The sequence below is a fragment of the Leifsonia sp. 2MCAF36 genome (assembly GCF_052115525.1).
GTDB lineage: Bacteria > Actinomycetota > Actinomycetes > Actinomycetales > Microbacteriaceae > Leifsonia.
In genome coordinates this window covers 378,928-402,976 of sequence record NZ_JBFRGV010000006.1, presented here as the reverse complement: position 1 = coordinate 402,976, position 24,049 = coordinate 378,928, and the positions used below count along the sequence as shown (strand labels likewise).

General features: G+C 69.5%; 21 protein-coding genes. 19 read left to right on the top strand and 2 right to left on the bottom strand.

What is annotated here, in order from left to right; translation table 11 throughout:
* Positions 1–24: 24 nt before the first annotated feature.
* The 10 genes from AB4079_RS11985 to mutM all read left to right on the top strand — a co-directional run bounded on the left by AB4079_RS11985 (position 25) and on the right by mutM (position 10,698).
* Entirely contained in the window at positions 25–828 is an 804-nt protein-coding gene (locus tag AB4079_RS11985) for a hypothetical protein (RefSeq protein ID WP_441787508.1), read from the top strand.
* Entirely contained in the window at positions 825–3,047 is a 2,223-nt protein-coding gene (locus AB4079_RS11980) for an ATP-dependent DNA helicase RecG (RefSeq protein WP_441787507.1), read from the top strand. The genes AB4079_RS11985 and AB4079_RS11980 overlap by 4 nt, the downstream gene beginning before the upstream one ends.
* A gap of 87 nt (positions 3,048–3,134) precedes the next feature.
* Positions 3,135–3,617: a pantetheine-phosphate adenylyltransferase gene (gene coaD, locus AB4079_RS11975; RefSeq protein WP_441787506.1), complete on the top strand. Its 483-nt coding sequence runs from the start codon at positions 3,135–3,137 to the stop codon at positions 3,615–3,617.
* Between the two features lie 11 nt (positions 3,618–3,628).
* Positions 3,629–4,690 (top strand): AAA family ATPase, encoded by a 1,062-nt coding sequence (locus AB4079_RS11970; RefSeq protein ID WP_441787561.1) that lies wholly within the window; start codon positions 3,629–3,631, stop codon positions 4,688–4,690.
* A 1-nt stretch (position 4,691) separates the two neighbouring features.
* Positions 4,692–6,023 carry a DUF58 domain-containing protein gene (locus tag AB4079_RS11965; RefSeq protein WP_441787505.1) on the top strand — a complete coding sequence of 444 codons (1,332 nt, stop codon included), beginning with the start codon at positions 4,692–4,694 and terminating at the stop codon, positions 6,021–6,023.
* Positions 6,013–8,280 (top strand): transglutaminase family protein, encoded by a 2,268-nt coding sequence (locus tag AB4079_RS11960; RefSeq protein ID WP_441787504.1) that lies wholly within the window; start codon positions 6,013–6,015, stop codon positions 8,278–8,280. Before AB4079_RS11965 ends, AB4079_RS11960 begins: the two co-directional genes overlap by 11 nt.
* An 11-nt stretch (positions 8,281–8,291) precedes the next feature.
* On the top strand, positions 8,292–8,873 hold the full coding sequence (locus AB4079_RS11955) for a YceD family protein (RefSeq protein WP_441787503.1): 582 nt from the start codon (positions 8,292–8,294) through the stop codon (positions 8,871–8,873).
* Between the two features lie 2 nt (positions 8,874–8,875).
* Complete coding sequence (gene rpmF, locus AB4079_RS11950) at positions 8,876–9,079, top strand: 50S ribosomal protein L32 (protein WP_018190667.1); 204 nt, start codon at positions 8,876–8,878, stop codon at positions 9,077–9,079.
* Positions 9,080–9,101: 22 nt separating this feature from the next.
* On the top strand, positions 9,102–9,815 hold the full coding sequence (rnc, locus tag AB4079_RS11945) for a ribonuclease III (protein WP_441787502.1): 714 nt from the start codon (positions 9,102–9,104) through the stop codon (positions 9,813–9,815).
* Complete coding sequence (gene mutM, locus AB4079_RS11940) at positions 9,793–10,698, top strand: bifunctional DNA-formamidopyrimidine glycosylase/DNA-(apurinic or apyrimidinic site) lyase (protein ID WP_441787501.1); 906 nt, start codon at positions 9,793–9,795, stop codon at positions 10,696–10,698. The genes rnc and mutM overlap by 23 nt, the downstream gene beginning before the upstream one ends.
* Before the next feature lie 212 nt (positions 10,699–10,910).
* Here mutM and AB4079_RS11935 read toward each other — a convergent pair whose 3' ends face one another.
* Positions 10,911–11,972, bottom strand: a complete 1,062-nt coding sequence (locus tag AB4079_RS11935; RefSeq protein WP_441787500.1) for a GNAT family N-acetyltransferase — start codon at positions 11,970–11,972, stop codon at positions 10,911–10,913.
* A 217-nt stretch (positions 11,973–12,189) separates the two neighbouring features.
* On the opposite strand from AB4079_RS11935, the gene AB4079_RS11930 reads away from it, so the two are divergent.
* From AB4079_RS11930 to smc, 8 genes are all read left to right on the top strand, one after another.
* A complete protein-coding gene (locus AB4079_RS11930) occupies positions 12,190–13,413 on the top strand; it encodes a branched-chain amino acid ABC transporter substrate-binding protein (protein ID WP_441787499.1) in 1,224 nt (407 codons plus the stop codon).
* Between the two features lie 117 nt (positions 13,414–13,530).
* A complete protein-coding gene (locus AB4079_RS11925; RefSeq protein ID WP_441787498.1) occupies positions 13,531–14,544 on the top strand; it encodes a branched-chain amino acid ABC transporter permease in 1,014 nt (337 codons plus the stop codon).
* Positions 14,541–15,773: a branched-chain amino acid ABC transporter permease gene (locus AB4079_RS11920; RefSeq protein WP_441787497.1), complete on the top strand. Its 1,233-nt coding sequence runs from the start codon at positions 14,541–14,543 to the stop codon at positions 15,771–15,773. Before AB4079_RS11925 ends, AB4079_RS11920 begins: the two co-directional genes overlap by 4 nt.
* The gene (locus AB4079_RS11915) at positions 15,770–16,681 is read left to right on the top strand and encodes an ABC transporter ATP-binding protein (protein ID WP_441787496.1); all 912 of its coding nucleotides are present in this window, start codon (positions 15,770–15,772) and stop codon (positions 16,679–16,681) included. Before AB4079_RS11920 ends, AB4079_RS11915 begins: the two co-directional genes overlap by 4 nt.
* Positions 16,668–17,381, top strand: coding sequence for an ABC transporter ATP-binding protein (locus AB4079_RS11910; protein WP_441787495.1), 714 nt, complete (start codon positions 16,668–16,670; stop codon positions 17,379–17,381). The genes AB4079_RS11915 and AB4079_RS11910 overlap by 14 nt, the downstream gene beginning before the upstream one ends.
* A 124-nt stretch (positions 17,382–17,505) precedes the next feature.
* A complete protein-coding gene (locus tag AB4079_RS11905; RefSeq protein WP_441787494.1) occupies positions 17,506–18,078 on the top strand; it encodes a helix-turn-helix domain-containing protein in 573 nt (190 codons plus the stop codon).
* The gene (locus tag AB4079_RS11900; protein ID WP_441787493.1) at positions 18,078–18,695 is read left to right on the top strand and encodes a hypothetical protein; all 618 of its coding nucleotides are present in this window, start codon (positions 18,078–18,080) and stop codon (positions 18,693–18,695) included. Before AB4079_RS11905 ends, AB4079_RS11900 begins: the two co-directional genes overlap by 1 nt.
* A 50-nt stretch (positions 18,696–18,745) precedes the next feature.
* Positions 18,746–22,342 (top strand): chromosome segregation protein SMC, encoded by a 3,597-nt coding sequence (gene smc / locus AB4079_RS11895; protein WP_441787492.1) that lies wholly within the window; start codon positions 18,746–18,748, stop codon positions 22,340–22,342.
* On the opposite strand, the gene AB4079_RS11890 is transcribed toward smc, so the two are convergent.
* Entirely contained in the window at positions 22,343–23,131 is a 789-nt protein-coding gene (locus AB4079_RS11890; RefSeq protein ID WP_441787491.1) for a CHAD domain-containing protein, read from the bottom strand.
* 37 nt (positions 23,132–23,168) lie between these two features.
* On the opposite strand from AB4079_RS11890, the gene ftsY reads away from it, so the two are divergent.
* Complete coding sequence (gene ftsY, locus AB4079_RS11885; protein WP_441787490.1) at positions 23,169–24,044, top strand: signal recognition particle-docking protein FtsY; 876 nt, start codon at positions 23,169–23,171, stop codon at positions 24,042–24,044.
* Positions 24,045–24,049: the final 5 nt, after the last annotated feature.

Genomic DNA, 24,049 nt, shown 5'->3' with positions numbered 1-24,049 from the left:
AGGCGCAGCCGCCAAAATGTGAGGATGGAGGAACGCCTGGAGCAGGCAGAGCTCGACGCCCTGTGGCTCCCCGGTGACCCGATCGCCTCCGCAGAACGGCTGGCCGCTGCCGCCGGCGAACCGGACCGGTCGGAGCTCGTCCGGGCGGAGCTGCAGACGCAGCGCGCCCGGGCGCTCGGCCTGCAGGGCCGGATCGAGGAGGCGGAGGCTCTTCTCGACTCGTTGGAGCCGGCCGTGGGGGTGCTGGAGGTCCGCGTCCTTTTGGAGCGGGGCGGGCTGAGGGTCGCTGCGGGCGATCCGGAGGGTGCCACGCCGCTGCTGGAGGCAGCGCTCCGAGCCGCACGGCGTGAGGGCGTCAGCGGACTCTCCGCCGAGTGCGCGCTCGTGCTGGCCGAGTCGGATCGTCCGCACACCGACCAGTGGATCGAGGAGGGACTGGCGGATCTTTCCGGGACCGACGATCCGCGCACCCTGCGCTGGGGTGTCGCGTTGCACCTGCTCCGCGGATGGGTCCGGCTCGAGGACCGTGACGCGGGCGCTGCGCTCGAGTCATTCGCGGACGCCGTCAAGGACGCCGAGGCCAACGGGACGCCGGATCAGCAGTTCGCCGCGCGGTGGGGTACGGGGCGGGCGCTGCGCGAAATCGGCCGCGTCGAGGAGGCACTTGTCGTCCAGCGCCGCCTCGCCGCCGAACGACCGGAGGAGCCCGCGGTCGCCGCCGAGCTGGCTGAACTGACGGAGCCGGCCGCTCTCGCCGCCTCCGCCGCGCCCGCTGCCCATCCCGCCGACGAGCCGTCGTCGGATGGGGCGCATACGATCGACTCATGACCTCCGCGACCGACCCCGGACCGGCCGACGCGGGCACCGTGGGCCTCGACTCCCGGTTGACCGGCGTCCTCGGGGGCCGCACCGCGTCCGCGTTCGAGAAGGCGTTCGGGATGCGCACGGTCGCCGACCTGCTCAGCCACTACCCGCGGCGGTACGCGAAGCGCGGCGAGCTGACCGCCCTCGCCAACCTCCCTCTCGACGAGAACGTCACGATCATCGCCGAGGTGCTCCGCGTGCAGGAGCGCCCGATGCGCGCCAGGCGCGGCAGCATCCTGGAGGTGAAGATCTCCGACGGGGAGGGCATCCTCACGCTGACGTTCTTCAACCAGGCCTGGCGGTCGCGCGAGCTGGTGCCCGGTGTGCGTGGGATCTTCGCGGGCAAGGTGTCCGCATACCGCGGCGCCCTGCAGTTGGCGCACCCCGACTACGAGCTCTTCGAGGCGGACGCCGAGAACGCCGTCAGCCCCGGCAGTGCTGCGGCGAAGGAGTGGGCCCTCACGCCCATTCCGATCTACCCGGCCACGGGCACCGTCGCGAGCTGGCAGGTGCAGAAGGCGGTGGCTCTGGCCCTGGATGCTCTCGGCGCTGTGCCGGACCCGGTCCCGGACGCCGTGGTCGCCGAGCGCGGGCTGGTGCCGTTCCGCGACGCCCTGGAGGGCATCCACCGTCCGCAGAAGGATTCGCAGTGGCAGCGCGCACGCGACGCGTTGCGCTTCCAGGAGGCGTTCGTGCTGCAGGCGGCCCTGCTGCAGCAGCGGGCCGCCACCCGACAGGTGGCCGCGACGCCGCGGACGGCCGTTCCCGGCGGTCTGCTGGAGCGCTTCGACGCCGCGTTGCCGTTCACCCTGACCGGCGACCAGGACGTGGTCGGCGGCGAGATCGAGCGCGACCTCGCGGGGACGGCGGCCATGCACCGGCTGGTGCAGGGCGAGGTCGGCTCCGGCAAGACGCTGGTGGCGCTCCGGGCCATGCTCGCCGTCGCGGACTCGGGCGGCCAATCCGCCCTGCTCGCGCCGACCGAGGTGCTCGCCTCCCAGCACCTCCGCTCCATCGCGGCGATGCTCGGCCCGGATCTCTCCGCACAGCTGATGCCTACGCTGCTCACCGGCCAGCTGTCGGCCGCCGAGCGCAAGAGGGCCCTGCTGCGGACGGTCTCCGGCCAGGCGCGCATCGTCGTCGGGACGCACGCGCTGCTCGGCGACGCCGTCACGTTCTACGACCTGGGCCTGGTCGTCGTCGACGAGCAGCACCGGTTCGGCGTCGAGCAGCGGGAGGCGCTGCGGGCGAAGGGCGGGACGCCGCCGCACGTCCTGGTGCTGACCGCCACGCCCATCCCGCGCACCGTCGCGATGACCGTCTTCGGCGACCTCGATATCTCCACGATCGCCGAGCTGCCAGCCGGTCGTCAGGGCATCGAGAGCTTCGTCGTGCCGCTGGCCGACCGTCCGGGCTGGGAGCGCCGCATCTGGGAGCGCGCGTCCGAGGAGATCGCGAAGGGCCGACAGGTGTTCGTCGTCTGCCCGGCGATCTCGGGAAAGGACGCGGAGGACGACGGAGAGGAGCCCGAGCCCGAGGCCGAGCCCTCCGACGGCGCGCCGCCGCGACCGGTGGCGAACGTCGAGTCCGTAGCCGCGCAGGTGCGCGCGGACCCGCTCTTCCGTGAGGCCCGCATCGGGGTGCTGCACGGCCGCCTGCCCTCGGAGACGAAGGACGAGGTGATGCGTGCCTTCGCGGGCGGCGACGTCGACCTGCTGATCGCGACGACGGTCATCGAGGTCGGTGTCAACGTGCCCAATGCGTCCGCGATGGTGGTGCTGGATGCGGACCGTTTCGGCGTCTCGCAGCTCCACCAGCTGCGGGGCCGCGTGGGCCGCGGTGACGTCCCGGGCCTCTGCCTGCTCGTCACAGCGGCCGAGCGGGACTCGCTCGCCCGGGAGCGGGTGGAGGCGGTCGCTGCGACGCTGGACGGATTCGAGCTGGCGAACGTCGACCTGGAGTTGCGACGCGAGGGCGACGTGCTGGGGAGCAGGCAGTCGGGCGGACGATCCTCGCTTCGGCTGCTCCGCGTAGCGTCAGACGGTGAGCTCATCTCGGAGGCGCGGGTCGCGGCCGAGGAGACCCTCGAGGGCGACCCCGGTCTTGCGCACCATCCCGCTCTCGCGGCCGCGCTGGCCCGGCGGCTGGACGAGAGTGAACGGGCGTTCCTCGGCAAGTCGTAGCCCGTGCACGCACGCGGCGTCGACGCGACCGCGTATGTAACGGATTCACAACGAAATGCCGGGATCCGCGGGATAGTCTGAAGGTCTATGAACAGGATCGCCGTTGTCCCTGGATCGTTCGACCCGGTCACCCTCGGGCACCTCGACGTCATCGAGCGTGCCGCCGGACTCTGGGACGAAGTCCACGTCGTGGTGGTCCACAACCCGAACAAGTCGGCGCTCCTCCCCATCGCGCAGCGGGTCGCCCTGATCGAGAAGTCGATCGAGGATGCGGGGATCGTCGGCAACATCGTCATCGCCTCGTGGTCGGTCGGGCTCCTCGTCGACTACTGCACCGATGTCGGCGCGCACGTGCTGGTGAAGGGGATCCGCTCGCAGGTCGACGTGACCTACGAGACGCCGATGGCCATCGTCAACCGCCACCTCGCCGACGTCGAGACGGTGTTCCTGCTGCCGAACCCGGCGAACGCGCACGTGTCGAGTTCGCTGGTCCGGCAGGTGTCCGCGCTCGGCGGCGACGTGAGCCCGTACGTCCCGTCGGCCGTGTACGAGTACCTCCAGGAAACGTGAGCGCAGGAGTCATGAACAGTTACGCGACGCGCCAGCCCACCGAATCGTCCGTCGCGGCCGAGGAGGACACCACCGGGGCCCCACCCGGAATGGACCTGGACGAGTTGCGCCGCGCCGCCGAGCAGATCACCGCCAACGTCGAGTCCGTCATCGACGGCAAGCACGAGGCCGTCCAGACCGCACTCGTCGTCCTGCTCGCCGAGGGTCACCTGCTGATCGAGGACGTCCCGGGCGTCGGCAAGACGATGCTGGCGAAGTCGCTGGCCAAGTCGGTCGACTGCACGGTGAGCCGCATCCAGTTCACGCCCGACCTGCTGCCCAGCGACGTCACCGGCGTCTCCGTGTACAACCAGGCGGAGCGGCGGTTCGAGTTCAAACCGGGCGCGATCTTCGCCAACATCGTGATCGGCGACGAGATCAACCGCGCCAGCCCGAAGACGCAGTCCGCGCTCCTGGAGTGCATGGAGGAGCGGCAGGTCACGGTCGACGGCTCGACGTATCCCCTGGGGGCGCCGTTCATCGTCGTCGCCACCCAGAACCCGGTCGAGATGGAGGGCACTTACGCGCTGCCCGAGGCCCAGCGGGACCGCTTCATGGCGCGCATCGCGATGGGGTACCCGGACGAGAACTCGGAGCTGGCGATGCTGACGACGAGGGACACCTCGAGTCCGCTGTCGCGCATCCGCCCCGTCGTCACCTCGGACGAGCTGCGGGCCATGATGGTGACGGCCCGGAGCGTGTTCGCATCGACCCCGGTGAAGCAGTACGCGGTCGATCTGGTGCGGGCGACCCGGGAGGACCGCGACCTGCGCCTCGGGGCGAGCCCCCGTGCCACCCTGCAGCTGATCCGGGCAGCGAAGGCGACCGCTGCTCTGGCAGGGCGCGACTTCGTCCTTCCGGACGATGTGGATGCGCTGGCTGTTCCCGTGCTCAGCCACCGCTTGCTGCCGACCAGTCGTGCCCTCGGGCACCATCATGAGAGCGCCCCCGTGATCGCCGACATCGTGCGCCGGATCGTCTCGGCGACACCGGTTCCCGTCGGCTCCGGCGCGGTGGGTGGTCCAGGGCGCTGACATGGCGAGCCGTGGTCGTGCCTCGTCGCCGCTGAAGCGGCCGCGCCCGACCGCGCGCGGTTGGACCCTCGCCGCCGTCGGCGTGGTGGCGCTGATCGCGTCGGCGATGTTCGGCCGCACGGATGTCCTGTTCGTCGGCGTCTTCCTGACGGTCCTCCCGCTTGCGGCGATGATGTCGGTCACCGTCGACCGGCCGCGGCTGACGGTTCGTCGCAGCTTCCACCCGGACGTCGTCGCGGTGGGGGACCACGTCACGATCGTGACCACGGCGCGCAACGAGGCGCCGCGTCCGAGCCCCGCGGCCCGCTGGCGGGAGTCGGCGGCCGCCGTCGTCGGCGTCCAGGCGTCGGCGCCGTTCCCACGCCTCGGAGCGCACCAGCCGGACGGCGGTCTCGGGCGAGACACGGTCGTGCTGCGGCAGGATGTCGTGCCCGAGCGGCGTGGCGCGCACGCCGTCGGGCCGCTGATCGTCAGCCGCACCGATCCGTTCGGCATCGCCTACGCCGAGTACGCGATCGGCCAGCCGAGGCAGCTCCTCGTCACGCCGCGCGTCGTCACCCTCTCGCGCGGCGAGTTGGATGTCGCGCACAGCGAGGGCACCGAGCATGAGCTCCTGCGGCACAGCATCCCGAGCGCCGACGAGCTGATCGCCCGCGAATACCGTCCGGGCGACCCACTGCGTCGGGTGCACTGGCGAGCGACGGCACGGCACGACCAGCTGATGGTGCGGCAGGAGGAGCAGCGCAGCAACCCCGAGGCGTGGATGCTGATGGACACGCGCCCGCTCACCGCGCATCCCGAGCCCGAGTCGGATGAGTTCGAGACGGTCGTCGACCTGGTCGCGTCGATCGGCGTCCACCTGCTCGACGAGGGATTCGTGGTCAGCGTCGTCGAGACCGGCGACCGCCAGCTCTCCGGCCGGAGCGGTGCCGGGCGGACGGGCACCCTCGGCTCGACCACGGCGACCTACGACATGGGCAGCGCCGACCGGATGCTGCTGGCCGACCTGGCAGCGGTCGAGACGTCCGCGGCCGGTCGCGACGACGCGGTGTCCGAACTCGGTGCGGGTCTGCGAAAGGCGGGACGGCCGGTGCCGGTGTTCGCCGTCCTGGCCGGACCAGAACTGGCGGAGCTCGGTGCGCTGGCGGCTCTGCGATCGATGGGCGACCCCGCCGTCGCCTTCGTCTCGTCCTCGACGCCTGCGGAGGTCGTCGAGGTGCTCGCCGACGCCGGATGGCTCTGTGTGACGTTCCAGCCGGGCGACGACCCGGCCGGGTGCTGGCAGCGGGCACTCCGCCGTCAGCGTGACCGGGTGGTGTCCCGTGGCGACTGAGACCCTCGCGCTCGCGGTGCCCCGCGTCGCCGTCCGGCGCCGGATCGGCTACTGGCGGATCACGGGAGCCCTGATGCTTCAGGTGCTCGCCGTGAGTTACGCGCTGGTCGGGCTCATCCAGGGCGGCGGGTGGTGGTTCGGCCTCGTCGGGACAGCCGCGTTCGTCCTCGCGACCGGCGCGGGTCTCCGCAGCCTGGGCGTGCCGCGCGGGGTCGTCCCGGTGATCCTGCTGGTGGAGTCGGCGGCGATCATGACTCTCGCCTTCGGTCGCGGGAGCGGTCTCCTCGGGTTCATCCCCACCCCGGCGACCGTCACGAGCTGGGGTCAGTACCTGCAGCAGGCGATGCTGTCGATCTACCAGCAGGGGACCCCGGCCGAGCCCCTCCCGGAGTTCCTGTTCCTCGTCGTGGGCGGTGGTTGTCTGCTGGCCCTCATGCTCGACACGCTCGCGGTCGCCATCCGCACGCCCGCGTTCACCGCGCTGGTCGTCGGTGCCGTCCTCGTCGTGCCCGGCGCGCTGCTCGGCGACGGCCTCGACCCGTTCGCGCTGGCCGCCTCCGCCGCCGCGTACCTCTGGCTGCTGCGCAGCGACGTCCGGACCCGCCGGTCGGCCACACCGCGTCCGGGCGCTGCGCTCTCCGTCGGCGCCTCGGCCGTGGCCGTCGCAGTCCTTCTCGCGGGCACCGCCCCCGGTTTCGACCAGGGCGGCGCCACCTCCTTCACAGCAGGCGGCATCTCGATCGGCGGAACGGTCACCCCGCTCATCGACCTGGGCAAGGACCTGCGCCGTCCGGCCGCCGTGCGCGCCCTGACCTACACGACCTCGGCGGCGAGCGGCCAATACCTCAAGCTGGCGTCGCTCGACCAGTTCACCGGCTCGGTGTGGAAGCACCGCGAGCGCGACACCAACCGGCTCGCGGACGGAGCGAAGATCGGACCGGTGGCCGGCCTGTCGACCGCTGTCAAGACGACGAAGATCACCACGACGGTCGCGATCGACAACATGTCGAGCCGCTGGTTGCCCACGCCGGCGCCGGTGCAGTCGGTGAAAGGACTGAGCGGCACCTGGTCGTGGGACCCGGACGACCTGACCATCGGCGGCATCAACTCCACCACACAAGGTCAGCAGTACACCGCGACCAGCCTCGTCCTGCAGCCGACCGCCGATCAGCTGAAGGCCGCGGGCGGCCTGGTGCCCCAGGACGTCCTGCGCGACCTCTTCCTCCCGCCCAACACGCCGACGATCATCGAGCAGACGGCGTTGGCGGCGACCAAGGATGCGTTCAGCGAGTACGACAAGGCCGTCGCACTGCAGGACTACTTCCGGGACAACAGCTTCGTCTATTCGACGCAGACGCCGCTCAAGCAGGGCTTCGACGGGGACGGCGCGCGGGTCATCGCCCGGTTCCTCGAAGTGAAGAGCGGGTACTGCGTCCACTTCGCCTCGGCCATGGCGCTGATGGCCCGGACGCTGGGCATCCCCTCGCGTGTCGCCGAGGGCTACCTGCCCGGGGCGACCAGCGGCGGAACCGCGACGAACCCGGGCGAATACACCGTCACCAGCGACGACCTGCACGCGTGGCCGGAGCTGTACTTCGCCGGCGTCGGCTGGGTGCCTTTCGAGCCGACGGTCGGCCGCGGCACGGTTCCGGACTACACCCGCCCGCAGACCGACGCCGCGGCGCCCGCACCGACCTCCACGTCCACTTCCGGTGCCGCCCCGCGGGCACTGGTTCCGACCGATCCGGCGAATCAGGCCGGCTCGGCGAGCTTCACAGCGCAGTCCGGCTTCCAGCCGGTCGCGACCGGGATCGGCGTCGGGCTCCTCGCGATCGGCGTGCTGCTGGTGCCGGCATTCTGGCGCAGGATGCGCCGCAGGCGACGGGTGCGCGAGCTGACCGACGAGTGGGGAGGCGCGTCCCTCGCCTGGGACGAAGTGCGGGACACCGTGCGCGACCTCGGCTGGATGGCACCCGCCACCGAGACGCCGCGCGTGTTCGGCGGCCGGGTCGCGGCGGCCGTCGCGGGCACGCCGGGGGAGGAGGCGGTGATGCGCCTGCTCGCCGAGCTCGAGCGCGCCTCCTACGGACCCCCGGCACGCAGGTGGGCCGGCAGTCTCGCGGACGACCTCGGCGCGGTGCTCTCCGCGCTCGAAGCTCAGGCGGGCCCGGCGCTCCGCATCAAAGCGGCGCTGCTTCCTGTGTCCTTGCTGCCAGCGGGGTGGCCTTCCGCCGCGCGACCCCCGAGTGCCGCGTAAAATAGTTGCTCGTGACCACGAAGAACTCCCCGTACGCCGTGAATGTGTACGACCTCATCCGCCAGCCGGGCACGATGCGCGAGCAGCAGATCAGCATCCCCGTGACGGAAAAACTGGGTGAAAGCCTGCTCAGCGTCCCGGAGGGTGAGACCATCGATCTCGACCTCCGCCTCGAATCCATGCATGAGGGCATCCTCATCACCGCCGAGGGTCAGACGACCGCCGCCGGCGTGTGCGGACGCTGCCTCATCGACATCGAGCAGCCTGTCCAAGTCGATTTCCAGGAACTTTTCGCGTATCCTTCTGAGGAAGCTTTCGATCATGAGGTTCACGACGACCACGTGGATCTTGAACCTCTGATCAGGGATACGGTGGTTTTGTCGCTGCCGTTCCAGCCGGTGTGCCGGCCGGACTGCCCGGGTCTCGACCCCGAGACCGGGGAGAGGCTGGCGGATGTACCGGACCACGAGCCCACGGAGATCATTGATCCTCGATGGTCTGCGCTTACGAATTACTCGGCGCTCGCGGCCCAGGCTTCCGACACCGATGAACCCCGACCGAACACAGTTCGACCGAACACAGAGAAGAGATAGTCATGGCCGTTCCGAAGCGGAAACAGTCGCGCGCCAACACCCACGCCCGTCGTTCGCAGTGGAAGGCTGAGGTCCCCACGCTCGTCAAGACCATCGAGAACGGCAAGGTCACCTACAGCCTGCCGCACCGTGCCAAGGTCGTCGAGGACTCCGCGGGCACCGCTCTCTTCCTCGAGTACAAGGGCCGCAAGGTCGCCGACGTCTGATCGTCGCCCAGCGATAAAGACTGTGGTCGGAGAAAACGCTGACCGCAGCGCACTTCTCGAGAAGCTCGGGGTCGCCATCGACCCCGAGCTTCTCGAGCTTGCGCTGACCCACCGCTCGTACGCGTACGAGCACGGCGGCATCCCCAACAACGAGCGCCTCGAGTTCCTCGGCGACTCCATCCTGGGGCAGGCCGTCACGGTCAAGCTCTTCCGCGAGAATCCCCACCTCGACGAGGGCGAGCTCGCGAAGCGCCGGGCCAGCCTGGTCAGCTCCGTCGCGCTCGCTGAGGTCGCCCGCAGCATCGGTCTGGGGGAGTGGCTCCGGCTGGGTCGGGGCGAGAACCAGAGCGGTGGACGCCAGAAGGCGTCCATCCTGGCCGACACGGTCGAGGCGCTGATCGGCGCCACGTATCTCGACGCGGGCGGTGACGCTGCGACCGCGCTGGTCCTGCGGCTGGTCGAGCCGTTGCTCGACGACCCTGCCCGGTTCGGCGCGGCGATGGACCCGAAGACCAGCCTGCAGGAGGCCGCCGCCCACCGCGGCGCCGGACTACCGGTGTACACCGTGACCAACACCGGGCCTGACCACTCCAAGACCTTCCACGCCACCGTGGAGGTCGGCGGACTGGTCACCGCGAGCGGCGAGGGCACCAGCAAGAAGCAGGCCGAGATGGCGGCGGCGCTCAGCGCCTGGACGGAACTGACGAGTCGGCGTGCCCGAGCTTCCCGAGGTTGAGGTCGTCCGCGCGGGGCTCGCCCCCGCGGTCACCGGAGCGACCATCCTCGGCGTCGACGTCTTCGAGCCGCGTTCGCTGAGGCGCCACGACCCGCTCGCGGGCGCCTTCGAGACCCTGCTCACGGGTCGGGTCATGCAGGGGCCGGTTCGCCGGGGCAAGTTCCTCTGGATCCCGCTCGACGGCGTCCCGCGCCGTGCGATCGTCGCACACCTGGGGATGAGCGGCCAGATCCTGCTCCGGGAGCCGGGCACCGCCGAGGCCGGGCTGCTGCGCATCCGGCTGCACATCGAGCATCCGGCGCACGGCGAACTCTGGGTGCATTTCGTCGATCAGCGGATCTTCGGTTCGATGGCGGTGGATGCGTTGGTACCCACAGCGGACGGCGCCCACGGTGGCCTCGGGACGGACGAGCCGCTCATCCCGACGCAGGTGACCCACATCGCGCGTGATCCGCTCGATCCGGCGTTCGACGACGCGCAGTTCGCGGCCGCGTTGGGGCGCAAGAACACGGGCATCAAGCGGGTCCTGCTCGACCAGACCGTGGTGAGCGGGATCGGCAACATCTACGCCGACGAGGCGCTCTGGGCTGCGCGCATCCACTACGCGCAACCGGCGGCATCGCTCAGCCGCGCGAAGATCCGCACGCTGCTGGTGGAGGTGCGCCATGTGCTCGAGAAGGCGCTGGCCGAAGGAGGCACCAGCTTCGACGCCCAGTACGTCAACGTGAACGGCGTGTCCGGCTACTTCTCGCACAGCCTCAACGCGTACGGCCGACAGGGCGAGCCCTGCCCGCGCTGCGGCACCCCGATCGTGCGCGAGCAGTTCATGAACCGCGGCTCGCACTTCTGCCCTCGCTGCCAGCGCCTCCGCCTCCCGCGCTGACCCGCCCGCGCCGAGAACAGAGGAGATCCGTCTTCGATCGGTGTCGTTCTCCTCCCTTTCGCGGCGCCACGCCGTGCCGCGTGCGACTCCGCCTCCGTTTCCCGTCGCGCGGCCGCGGGAGGAAGACGTGCTCGACACGCCGGTTCCCGGCGGCCGAGGGAGGGGTCCGGTACCGAGCCGGCAGTATCTTCCTCCCTTCGCCCAGCGTGGGCTCAGCCCAGCGTCTTCTGCCAGTGGCCGGTCAGTGCGTGCGGACGGAAGCCGAACGCCCGGTTGATCGCCAGCATGGGGTCGTTCTCGTCGGCGTTCCAGGTGAGGATGCGGCGGATGTGCGGCGCCCGGAGACCGAGCTCCTGGATGTTCCGCAGCTTCACCGCCGTGCCCAGCCGGTGACCGCGGTGTGCGCGCGCGACCAGCGTGTCGTACTGCTCCGCCTTCGTGCCGTCGGCCGGCACCGCGAGCTCGGTGTACGCGGCGATCTCGCCGGTGGACTCGTGCACGGCAGCCGTCACCAGCAGCGGCTCGCCGCGTGCGACCAGCGTGCGCTCCTGCGACCGGACGCGCTCGCCATCCCAATCCTCCGGGTCCACCGCGATGCCGCTCTGCGGGATGTCCGTCGCCATCCGGGCCTTCATCGTCGCGAACCTCTCCAGCAGCTCGTCCGGCGCCGAGCCCCACCAGGAGACCAGCCGGAAGCCGTTCAACGTCATGGTGAGTCCCGCCTCGCGTTCGCGGGGGAGCGGCAGGTGCAGTTCGCTCGAACGCTCGATCTGCCCGAGCGTGAAGCCGTTGCGCAGGGCGAAGCGCACCTCCCGCGACTCGCGGGGCAGTCCAGCTGTACCCGCGGGGGCCCGGACCAGCCGGTCGGAACCCTCCAGCGTCCGGATGGGGTGCTCCGTGTAGGTCGAGATGACACGCCGGCCGCCCTCCGCCGCCAGCTCCTCGCCTTTCTGCAGGAGTGCGCTGCCGATGCCCCGACCGCGGAGGGCGGGAACGACATCCACCAGCAGCGACACCGTCTCCGACTCCTGGTCGAGCGGGAGGATCGCCTCGACGCGCCCGACGATCGCGCCCTCCTCGATGGCGACGAAGACGATCCGCTCCGTGTACTCCTGCTCGCGGTGTTCGGCGAGCGCCTGTTCGGCGGTCTCCACGAAATCGTCGTCGCCCCACAGGTCGACGACGATGCCGTTCAAGACCCCGACGAGTTCCTCGAATGCGGCCGACTCCCGAGTGCCGAGAGCGTCCGGGATGGGCAGCCGCGTCACACGCATCGCGGGACACCTCCTCGCGCCGGTCGGAGTGGGGCTTCAGCCTATCCAGGCTCTTCTGCGGTGTGAAGCCACGGCACGTTTTGGTTTCGATCGTGTAAATCCCGCCCCCGAATGGTGTGGCATTTAGTTGCGCGCACGGTAGTCTCAGCACACCTATTCGTGGTGCGACGAGGCAAGAACGCCGCGTTCGCGACGAATGAACGTCGAGAGGCAGAAGATGCTAGGGAAGAAAGTCACCATCGGTGCGGCCGTTGCAGCGGCAGTCGCACTGTTCCTCGCGGGATGTGCAAACCAGCCGTCCACGGGAGGCTCCACCAACGGGAGCTCGTCCAAGGTCAACATCCCGGCGATCACGTCGGTCGATGTCCCGAAGGGCGCAGTGCTCCCCGCCGGCGATGGCAAGGCCACGTGTCCTGCGGGCCTGACCATCGGCTACGTCGGCGCCGAGACGGGCCCGAACGCCCAGCTCGGTATCAACATCTACAACGGCGTCCAGCTGGCGATCAACCAGCACAACGAGGCCAACAAGGGCTGCCAGGTCGCCTTCAAGAAGTTCGACACCGAGGGTGACCCGAACAAGGCCACCGGCCCGGTGACCCAGGCGGTCAACGAGACCGACATCGTCGGCGTCGTCGGCCTCCCGTTCTCGGGTGAGTCGAAGGCCACCGGCAACATCTTCGAGCAGCAGGGCATGGTGCACATCACCCCGTCGGCCACCAACCCTGGTCTGACGCAGAACGGCTGGAAGACCTTCTTCCGCGGCCTCGGTAACGACGCCGTCCAGGGACCTGCAGCGGCGAAGTTCCTCACGGACAAGCTGAAGGCCAAGAAGGTCTACCTGGTCCAGGACGACTCCGACTACGGCATCGGCCTCGGTACCCAGACGTCGAAGGCCCTCGGCAGCGCGCTCGCCGGCACCGACAAGGTGACCACCGGCCAGAAGGACTTCTCCGCGGTGATCTCCAAGATCATCAACGCGAAGCCGGACGCGGTCTACTACGCGGGCTACTACGCGGAGGGCGCTCCCTTCGACCAGCAGCTCGTCACCAAGGGCTACAAGGGCACGTTCGTCGGCCCGGACGGCGTGAAGGACGACCAGTTCATCAAGCTGGCCGGTGACGCGTCCAGCAACGCGTACTTCACCTGCCCCTGCATCCCGGGCGAGCTCATCCCCGACTTCGAGTCCGCCTACAAGAAGCTCGCGAACGCCGAGCCGGGCACCTACTCGATCGAGGGCTACGACGCGGCCACCGTCCTGCTCGCGGGCATCGACAAGGGCAAGACGACCCGCGCCGACCTGCTGTCGTGGGTCAAGAGCTACGACTCCGACGGCCTGAGCAAGCACTACAAGTGGGACTCCACCGGTGAGCTCCAGGCGCCGGCCGTCTACGGCTACAAGGTGGAGAACGGCAAGATCGTGCCGATCGGCACCATCGGCTGAGGCGACACCTGAAGGGTGCCGCGGGTCCCAGCGGCCCGCGGCACCCTCCTTTTTCGACTACGCTCGCTTTGCTCGCCGGATCGACGGAGACCCGGCACCGAACCCCCTGGATGCAGAATGCTCGAAACCCTCGTCCTTCATCCCGCCCTCGACAGTTCCTGGATCAATTTCGACGTCAACGCGCTGGTCCAGAACTTCTGGAGCGCCACCTTCGACGGCCTCACCTTCGGCGCGGTCTACGGTCTGATCGCCGTCGGCTACACGCTCGTCTACGGCGTGCTGAATCTGATCAACTTCGCCCACTCCGAGGTCTTCATCGTCGGCGCCTACGGCGTCGTCGTGACCCTGACGACGCTCGGCTTCGGCCCGAGCGCGCCGACCCTCGGCCCGGCGGCCCTCATCGGCGACCTGTTACTGGCTCTGATCGTCGGCATGTTGGCCTCTGCTGTGACCGCATGGATCCTTGAACGGGTCGCCTACCGCCCGCTGCGAAAACGGAACGCTCCACGTCTCGTCTTCCTCATTACGGCCATCGGCGCGTCGTTCGCCATCCAGTACCTGATCTTCCTCATCCCGGGTGTGGGCGCGAACGCCATGCCGGCGGTGACCATGTTCATCCCGCAGCCCATCTTCGACGTCTTCGGGACGATCGTGACGAGCCAGCAGCTGATCATCGTCATCGCTTCGGTGGTCCTGATGATCGCAACGGACTGGTTCATCCGCCGCACCCGCACCGGCCGCGGAATCCGCGCCGTCGCGCAGGACGCCGACACGGCGACCCTGATGGGGGTGAACAAGGAGAAGATCATCCAGATCACGTTCATCACCGGCGGTATCCTCGCAGGCGCCGCCGCTCTGTTCTACGTGATGCTGGTGCCCTCCGGCGTCATCTACAACGGCGGCTTCATCCTCGGTGTGAAGGCGTTCGCCGCAGCCGTCCTCGGTGGAATCGGCAACGTCCGCGGTGCCCTCCTCGGTGGCCTGCTACTGGGTGTGATCGGCAACTACGGCCAGATCCTGCTCGGTGACTCGCAGTGGACCGACGTGGTCGCCTTCGTCGTCCTCGTGCTGGTGCTGCTGATCAAGCCGAGCGGCATCCTCGGCACTTCGCTCGGAAGGAGCCGCGCATGAGCATGACAGAAGGACCCCGTGTCCTCCCCGACGGCCGCGAAGAGCAGGCCGTCGACGCCCTCGAGGCGGCACGCGCGAAGCGCGCCAACGGCCCCTTCCAGAGACTCCGCGACCGCTGGAACGGACTGTCCCGTCCCGTCCAGTGGGCCTGGCTGCTCATCGTGGTGGCCATCGCGTACGCGCTGCCCTACATCAACTTCTTCCCGCTGAGCACCGAGCCGGGCAACGACTGGGCGCTGGCCTGCTTCTCGATGGCCGTGTACGCGCTCATCGCGATCGGCCTGAACGTGGTGGTCGGCTACGCCGGTCTCCTCGACCTCGGTTATGTGGCGTTCTTCGCCGTCGGGTCGTACACCGCGGCGATGCTGACCAGTCCCGACTCGCCGTTCCTCAAGATCCCGTACCTGTGGACGATCCCGGTCGCCATCGCGGTGACGATGACCTTCGGCGTCATCCTGGGTGTGCCGACGCTGCGCCTCCGCGGCGACTACCTGGCCATCGTGACGCTCGGCTTCGGTGAGATCGTCCGCATCCTGGCCACGATCATCCCGGCGATGAAGGGCCAGGTCGGCTTCCAGAACGTCGGCCACCCGCCGGGGAACAACGCCGACGGCATCCCGATCTTCTCCAACTCGAACGGTGTGCCCTGGTACTGGCTGACGCTGACGGTGATCATCGTCATCCTGCTGCTGGTCGGCAACCTGGAGCGCAGCCGCGTCGGCCGTGCGTGGGTCGCCATCCGCGAGGATGAGGACGCCGCCGAGATCATGGGCGTCCCCACCTTCAAGTACAAGGTGTGGGCGTTCGCGATCGGCGCTGGTGTCGGCGGACTCTCCGGGTCCCTCTTCGCCGGTCAGGTCGGCTTCGTGAACAACCAGAAGTTCGACGTGCAGACGTCGATCCTGTTCCTCGCAGCCGTCGTCCTCGGCGGTGCGGGCAACAAGGTCGGCGCGATGCTCGGTGGCGCGATCGTGGCGTACATCCCGCTGCGGTTCACCGTCATCGCGGACTACAAGTACCTGATCTTCGGTATCGCACTCGTCCTCATCATGATCTTCCGCTCGCAGGGCCTGTTCCCTGCGCGGCAGAAACTGCTGGCGTACGGCACGCACGCCTATCGCCGGGTGGCGGAGGCGGTGAAGCGACGGCCAGGACCGACCACGGCGGCGACGCCGGTCGTCGATTCCGGGGCCCTCGATGGCGACGGTGCGAAGGGAGGCACACGATGACGGACACACGCGATACGGTTCCGGAGGAGGAGCCTGTCCTCGGCGCGAACGAGGACGAACTGGAGGCTGCCGGCATCGACCTGTCAGTCGCCGAGGCAGCGGCGCCGGACCGCGAAATCGCGGTCGGTGTGGGCGAGAACATCGTCGAGGTGCGCAACCTGACGGTCAAGTTCGGTGGTCTGACCGCCCTCGACGACGTGTCGTTCGACATCCGTCGTGGCGAGATCCTCGGTCTGATCGGGCCGAACGGTGCGGGCAAGACGACCTGCTTCAACGCGATGACGGGCGTCTACAAGCCGACCAGCGGCGACGTGCTGCTGGAGGGCCAGACGATCAAGGGCCACAAGCAGCACCAGATCACCCGGATGGGCCTGTCCCGGACGTTCCAGAACATCCGCCTGTTCGGCGAGATGACCGCTCTGGAGAACGTGGTGGTCGGCCTGGATGCGCGGCACCGCACGTCGGTGCCCGGGGCTCTGCTGCGCCTGCCGCGACACACCCGGGAGGAGAAGTCCGCGGTGGAGCGCGGGATGGCGCTGCTCGAGTTCGTCGGCATCGCCGACCACGCCGGATCGCTGTCGCGGTCGCTGCCGTACGGCTACCAGCGCCGCCTGGAGATCGCGCGTGCGCTGGCGACGGACCCGAAGGTGCTCTGCCTGGACGAGCCGGCCGCCGGCTTCAACCCGGCCGAGAAGGAGGAACTGATGGATCTCATCAGGACCATCCGCGCCGACGGGTACACCGTGCTGCTGATCGAACACGACATGAAGCTGGTCATGGGCGTGACCGACCGGATCGTGGTGCTGGAGTTCGGGCGCAAGCTGGCCGACGACGCTCCTGAGGCCATCCGGAACGACCCGCGCGTGATCGCCGCCTACCTCGGGGAGCCCGAAGATGACGTTGCTTGAGCTGAAGAACATCAGTGTGGCCTACGGCCGCATCGAGGCCATCCACGACATGTCGTTCTCCGTCGACGAGGGCGAGATCGTGAGCCTCATCGGCGCGAACGGCGCCGGCAAGTCGACCACCATGAAGACGATCTCGGGCATCCTCAACCCGTCGAAGGGGTCCATCCTGTTCGACGGCGAGGACATCACCAAGATGAAGGCGCACATCCGCGTGATCCGTGGGATCTCGCAAGCGCCGGAAGGCCGGGGGATCTTCCCCGGCATGACGGTGATGGAGAACCTGGACATGGGCGCCTTCGGCCGCAAGGACCGCTCCACGATGGGCGAGGACTTCGACCGGGTGTTCGCGCTGTTCCCGCGTCTCGCTGAGCGCAAGACGCAGGTCGGCGGCACGATGTCCGGAGGCGAGCAGCAGATGCTCGCGATCGGTCGCGCGCTGATGTCGAGCCCGCGTCTGCTGCTCCTCGATGAGCCGTCGATGGGTCTGGCGCCGCAGTTCATCCGCCAGATCTTCTCGATCGTGACGGAGATCAACAAGCAGGGCACGACCGTGCTCCTGGTGGAACAGAATGCCAACCAGGCGCTCGCGCGCGCGCACCGCGCGTTCGTGCTGGAGACCGGTTACATCACGCACGCCGGAACCGGCCGCGAGCTGCTCGCCGACCCGGCCATCAAGGAGGCCTACCTCGGCGTCGGCTGACGTCAGTATTGCCTGCATGGGGTGCGCCGGTCCGTCACGGACCGGCGCACTTCTGCGTCTAAGAAGTATGACCTCTCCCCTCACCTCCGCTACCATTAGTGAATTCGCTAATCGGGAGACGGAAATGACCCTCAATGCCCACCTCCGCACGGCGCGCGAACGAGCCGGCTGGACCCAGAAAGAGATCGCCGCACGCTCCGGCATCGCACACAGCGCCATCTCGCGCTTCGAGAACGGCAAAGCCAGCGTCACGACGGCCACGCTCGAGATGTTGGCGGACAGTCTCGGCGTCACGCTCGTCGCGGTACCCGGCCGAATCAACGCGGCGGCCGATCTTGCGCTGTTCATCCGCTCGCGCCTGCACGACGGTAAGACAGCCTCGGCGTTCCGCGGTCTCATCCAGTTCTCCGACGACCTCCGCGCGGGCAACGCCTTCACCACCGCGCTGAGCCTGGCGGTAGAGCCGGATACCACCGGTGACGCGCACTTCGACGCCGCGATCGCGGGCCTGGCGGAGATCCGCCTCGCGCAGCTCGGACTGGAGAGCCCGGCGTGGGTCACGGCACCCGGCCGGTATGCGGAGATCGCGGAGTACTCGCTGGGGTACCACTGGGCGACGGACGACTACGACGACACCGACCCGCTGCTGATCGCGCACGGCGTCGTCCTTCCGCGACAGACGCTGGCGAGCGTCTGATGGCCGGCGAAGTCGCCCTGGGGCGAGAAGACATCGTCTGGGCGATCGAACGAATCCGGCGAGAGCTGAAGGCGGCGGGCGCGGCCGGGACAATCAAGATCATCGGCGGTTCAGCCATGATTCTCAGCGATCTGGCCGATCGCGAGGCTACCGTCGACATCGATGCAGTGGTCGCGATTCCGGCCGCGCTCATCGACCGCATTGCCGCGGACATCACTAGAGAGCGCCGATGGCCGGATGACTGGATCAATCGGCAGGCGCAGGGTCTGTATCCGGCGTACGCGGGCCATCCGCTGTGGAATCGGTCGGCAGAGCTTTCCGATGAGACCCTGTCCATCGACCTCGCCACGCAGGAGGCGCTCTTGGCGATGAAACTCAACGCCTCCCGAAAAGGGCGGGACAATGACGATATCCGGGCGCTGATGACGGCCTGCGATGTGAGCACGGTTGCGGAAGCGGACGACCACGTCTCGGAGTACTTCCGAGGCGAGTCCATGCCGGACAAGGCGGTGGTCATGCTGCGCCGACTCGGGTACCCCGACGGCGACGAGAACATGTACCGACTCATCCCCATACCGGCGCCGCTACATCCTCAGTCGGGAACCTCACCGGCTTAGTGCGGCGTTCCGGCGCGGCAGCGGCGTGATCGTCCGGTAAATTCGCCTGCGTGTACTTGAAGAGTCTGACGCTCAAGGGCTTCAAGTCGTTCGCGCAGCCGACGACTTTCGCCTTCGAGACCGGCGTCACCTGCGTGGTCGGCCCGAACGGGTCCGGCAAGTCGAACGTGGTCGACGCGCTCGCCTGGGTGATGGGCGAGCAGGGCGCCAAGACGCTTCGCGGCGGGAAGATGGAGGACGTCATCTTCGCCGGCACCGCCACCCGTGGCCCGCTCGGGCGTGCGGAGGTGCAGCTGACGATCGACAACTCGGACGGCGCCCTGCCGATCGAGTACTCCGAGGTCACCATCTCGCGCACGCTGTTCCGCAACGGCGGCAGCGAGTACGCCATCAACGGCCAGTCGTGCCGGCTGCTGGATGTGCAGGAGCTGCTGAGCGACTCCGGCCTCGGCCGCGAGATGCACGTGATCGTGGGCCAGGGCCAGCTCGACGCCGTGCTTCGCGCAACACCGGAGGACCGCCGCGGGTTCATCGAGGAGGCGGCCGGCATCCTGAAGCACCGCCGCCGCAAGGAGAAGACGCTCCGCAAGCTGGAGGCGATGCAGACCAACCTGACGCGCCTGAGCGACCTCGCGGGCGAGGTCAGGCGTCAGCTGAAACCACTCGGCCATCAGGCGGAGATCGCTCGAGAGGCGCAATCCATCGCCGCCGTGGTCCGGGATGCGCGAGCACGGCTCCTCGCCGATGAGGTCGTCACCCTCCGCCGAACCCTCGACGACCACGGCCGTACGGAGTCGGAGCGGCACAGCGAGCAGATCGTGCTGCAGGAGCAGCTGGAGCAGAAGCAGCTGCGGCGCACCCGGCTGGAGCAGGCGCAGGTCGGCGACGCGGTGGATGCTGCGCGCAGCACGGCGTTCGCCCTCGAATCGGTGCAGGAGCGGCTCCGCGGCCTCTTCACCCTCGCCAACCAGCGGGTCGCGCTTCTCGGCAGCCAGGCGGACGCGCCCGGAGCCGGTCCCAGCGTCACGCCGCAGAACGTGCAGGACGCCCGCGACGAGGTCGACCGCCTGCGTGGCGTCGTGACCGACGCGGAAGCGTCATGGGCGGCCGCTCAGGCGGCCACCCGCAGCGCCCGCGCTCGGCTGGACGCCGTCGATGAGGAAATCGCCGCCCAGAGCGCCCTGGTCTCACGCCATGACCTCGAGATCTCCAAACTGAACGGCCAGGCCGAGGCCGCCGCTCAGCGTCTCGCGGCCGTGCGCGGCGAAGTGCTGCGGCAGCAGAACGCGCTGGACGCCGCCACCGAGCGGCGCGAGCGTGCGCGAGGGGAGTTCGCCGCCCGGGAGGATGAAGCAGCGACCGCCGACATCGGCGAGGGCGACCTCGACGAGGCGTACGAGCTGGCGCAGGCCACCGTGTTCGAGGCGGAGGGCGAGATCGAGCGGCTCCGCGAGGAGCTGCACACCCTGGAGCGCGAGCGCGACGCCCTCGCTGCGCGCACCAGCGCGCTGTCGATGGCCCTCGATCAGAAGGACGGCTCGGCGGCTCTGGTGGATGCTCGGCTCGCCGGGGTCTCCGGCCTGGTGGCGGAGAACCTGCGCGTGCATCCCGGCCATGAGGCCCCCATCGCCGCAGCCCTCGGCACGCTCGCAGATGCCGTACTGGCCGACGACCGCGCCGCGGCCCAGGCTGCCGTCGCGCACGCCGCTGCCGAGGATCTCGGCCGAGTCGAAGTCGTCATCGCAGACGCCACCGCTGCCACCGTCGACCTGTCCGGCGTCGCGGGTGTGGTGCCCGCGATCAGCGTGGTCGAGGCCCCAGAGGGTGTCCGCGGCATCCTCGCCTTCACCGCCATCGCGGACGACCTGGAGTCGGCCCAGCGCGCCTTCGACGCCTTCCGGGGCCGCCGGCTGGGGGGGCCGGTCACGATCATCACGAAGAGCGGCGACGTGCTGACCGAGCATGTGCTCCGCGGCGGGTCGGGCGCCAAGCAGAGCCGCATCGAGTTGATCGCCGACCGCGAGGCCGCACAGGACCGCCTGGCGGAGGTCACGTCCCTCATCGACCGAGCGAAGTTCGCTCTCGCCGAGCAGCGCGGCGTCCTGCAGGTGGCGAAGGAGCAGTCGCAGGCCGCCCTCACGACGCTGCGCGAATTCGACGCGAAGCTGGCCGCGCAGACCGAGCAGCTGAACCGGCTCAAGGTGCAGTTGGAGGCGTCGCAGGCGGAGTTCGACCGGCTCAGCCGAGCCCTCGAACAGGCCGCCGAACGCGTGACCGAGGCGGAGCAAGCGGCCGACCGGGCCAAGGCGGAGCTGGAGGCAGCGCGCTCTCGGCCGCGCCCGATCCTGGACGTGAGCGCGCGCGACGCGCTTTCGAGGGAGTTGGATGCGGCGCGCGAGGCGGAGGTCGAGTCGCGCCTCGCGGTCGAGACGGCGAAGGAGCGGGTGCGCGCGGAGCAGGCCCGCGGCGAGGCGCTCGCCCGCCAGCTGGAGGCCGAGCGCGCCGCCGCCGAAGAGGCGGCGCGCCGTGCCGTCATCCGCCGCCGCCAGCTGGATGCCGCGGAATCGGTGATCGCCGCGCTGCCTGCCGTGCTCGCATCCGTCGACCGCTCGGTCGCCCAGGCCCGCCTGGAACTCGCGACGGCGGAGGCGGAGCGCGCCAGCCAGAACGAGGAACTCGCCGTGCTGCGGCGCGACGAGAACGCCGTCCGCGAGCGCCTGCAGGCGATCACCGAGTCGGTGCACGGCCTCGAACTCCAGATCTACGAGAAGAAGCTGCACCTGTCCGGTCTGCTGGAGCGTGCCGGCAGCGAACTGGGACTCGTCGAGGACGTCCTCGTCGCCGAGTACGGGCCGGAGGTGCCCGTTCCGGTGGATATCGCACTCGCCCGGGGTGAGCAGGCGGACGTGGACACCGACGCCGAGGCAGACAGCGACCCCGACGCCGACCCCGGCTCCGAGCGGCCGGTCGAGACCGTGCCGTTCTCCCGCGAGCACCAGCAGAAGCGTCTCGCCGCCGCCGAGCGGAAGCTCGCCCAGCTGGGGCGGGTGAACCCGCTCGCGCTGGAGGAGTTCGCCGCGCTGGAGCAGCGCCACAAGTTCCTCACCGAGCAGCTGGTGGATCTCACCAACACCCGCAAGGACCTCCTGACCATCATCGAGGACATCGACGAGCGGATGCAGTCGATCTTCGCGTCCGCGTTCGCCGATACCGAGGCGGCCTTCACCCGGGTCTTCCCCGTGCTGTTCCCGGGCGGGCAGGGCAGCATCAGCCTGACGAACCCCGACGATCTGCTGACCACCGGCATCGAGGTGTCGGTCAAGCCGGCCGGCAAGAAGATCGAGCGGCTCTCGCTACTGTCCGGTGGCGAGCGGTCGTTGGCGGCGGTCGCCCTGCTGATCGCGATCTTCAAAGCGCGCCCAAGCCCGTTCTACATCATGGACGAGGTCGAGGCGGCGCTGGACGACGCCAACCTGGGCCGCCTGCTCACGATCTTCGAGGACCTCCGGGAGAACAGCCAGCTCATCGTCATCACGCACCAGAAGCGCACGATGGAGATCGCCGACGCGCTGTACGGCGTGTCCATGCGGCAGGACGGCGTCTCCGCGGTCGTCGGCCAGCGTGTGGCGCAGGAGCAGGCGAGCTAGTCAGCGCAGTCCCTGGAGGGCGGCCAGTGCGTCGTCGAGGCCCTTCAGCCGCTCGTCGGCCCGACGTTCCGCGTCTGCGGCGAGGAGTTCGACGCCGGGGATGTTCGCATGCTCCCGTAGGTGCCGCGCGAGCAGGATAAGGTCGCGGTGGTCGCCGAGCGTGTCCTGCACCTGCTCCGCCGCGAGGGACAGCCGGACGGCCGGGCCTCCGAGCTCATCGGTGACCGCGTCCGCCGCATAGCGCAGCCGCCTGGCGGCTTTGCGGGTCGCGTGCCGCTCCTCCAGCGTCTCGCCGTTCCGCGCCGACACGCGGGCTGTCGCCTTCCGCAGTCCTTTTCGCGCCACGCGGCGAGGATGGGCCGCGCCGGCCGTGCTGAGCGGGGGAGCGGCGGCGAACCGCTGGAGGTCGGCCATCAGCTCACGGTGCCCGCGGCTGCGCAGCTGCCGCAGGAGGTCGTCGAGTGCGCGGTCGTGGAGTTCGCGCGCCTCGGCAGCCATCGCCTCGACCGCAGCAGCCACCTCCGGCGGGGTCTCCGCGTCGATGAGGGCGGACAGGTCACGCGCTCGCACCTCGCGATCGCGCGTCTCGCCGAGCCGGGTGCCGAGCCGCTTGAGGCGCGCGCGCATCCGCCGGTTCCCGTCGCGGTCGAAGGCCTTCCGGTAGACGCTCAGGATGCTGCGCAGCCGCCGCACCCGTGTGCGCGCCTGGTGCACCGCATCCTCACCGCCCGTCTCGATCGCCACCAGCTGCTCCGCCAGCTCCGCCGAGACCCCCACGAGCGCGTACATGACCACACGCTACATCCGCGCAGGTACTCTGATTGTCATGGCTGACCGCACCCCCTGGTCTCTGTCGGGCGCCCTCCGCGGGCTGTTCGCGAAGAAGACCATCGACGACGACACCTGGGACGACCTCGAAACGGCGCTCATCACCGCCGACTTCGGCCCGGACGTGACGGAGGCGGTGGTCGACGACCTGCGGGCGAAGGTCGAGCGCTACCACACCACCGACCCGGCCGACCTGCAGCGGATGCTGCGCGAGACGCTCGAGGAGCGCCTCTCCAAGCTGGACACCACGCTCAAGCTGAGCGCGCGTCCCGCGATCGTCCTCGTCGTCGGGGTGAACGGCGTGGGCAAGACGACGACGATCGGCAAGTTCGCGAAGTTCCTCCGCACCTACGACCGCTCGGTGGTCGTCGGTGCAGCGGACACCTTCCGCGCAGCCGCCGTGGAGCAGCTGGCGACCTGGGCCGAACGCGCCGGGGCCGAGATCGTACGTCCGCAGCAGCAGGGCCAGGACCCGGCGTCTGTCGCCTTCCAGACGGTCGAGAAGGCGAAGCGGGACGGCACGGAGATCGTCATCATCGACACGGCGGGCCGGCTGCAGACCAAGGGCGGCCTGATGGACGAGCTGTCGAAGATCAAGCGTGTGGTCGAGAAGCAGTCGCCCATCGCCGAGGTGCTTCTCGTGCTCGACGCCACCACCGGCCAGAACGGGCTCGCACAGGCCGAAGCCTTCCTGGAGCACGCCGGGGTGACGGGGCTGGTGCTGACCAAGCTGGACGGCTCCGCGAAGGGCGGCTTCGTGCTCGCGGTGCAGGAGCGCACCGGGATCCCCATCAAGCTCGTGGGTCAGGGTGAGGGGATCAACGACCTGACCGGATTCACCCCGCACGTCTTCGCCCAGCAGCTGGTGGGATAGGGTCA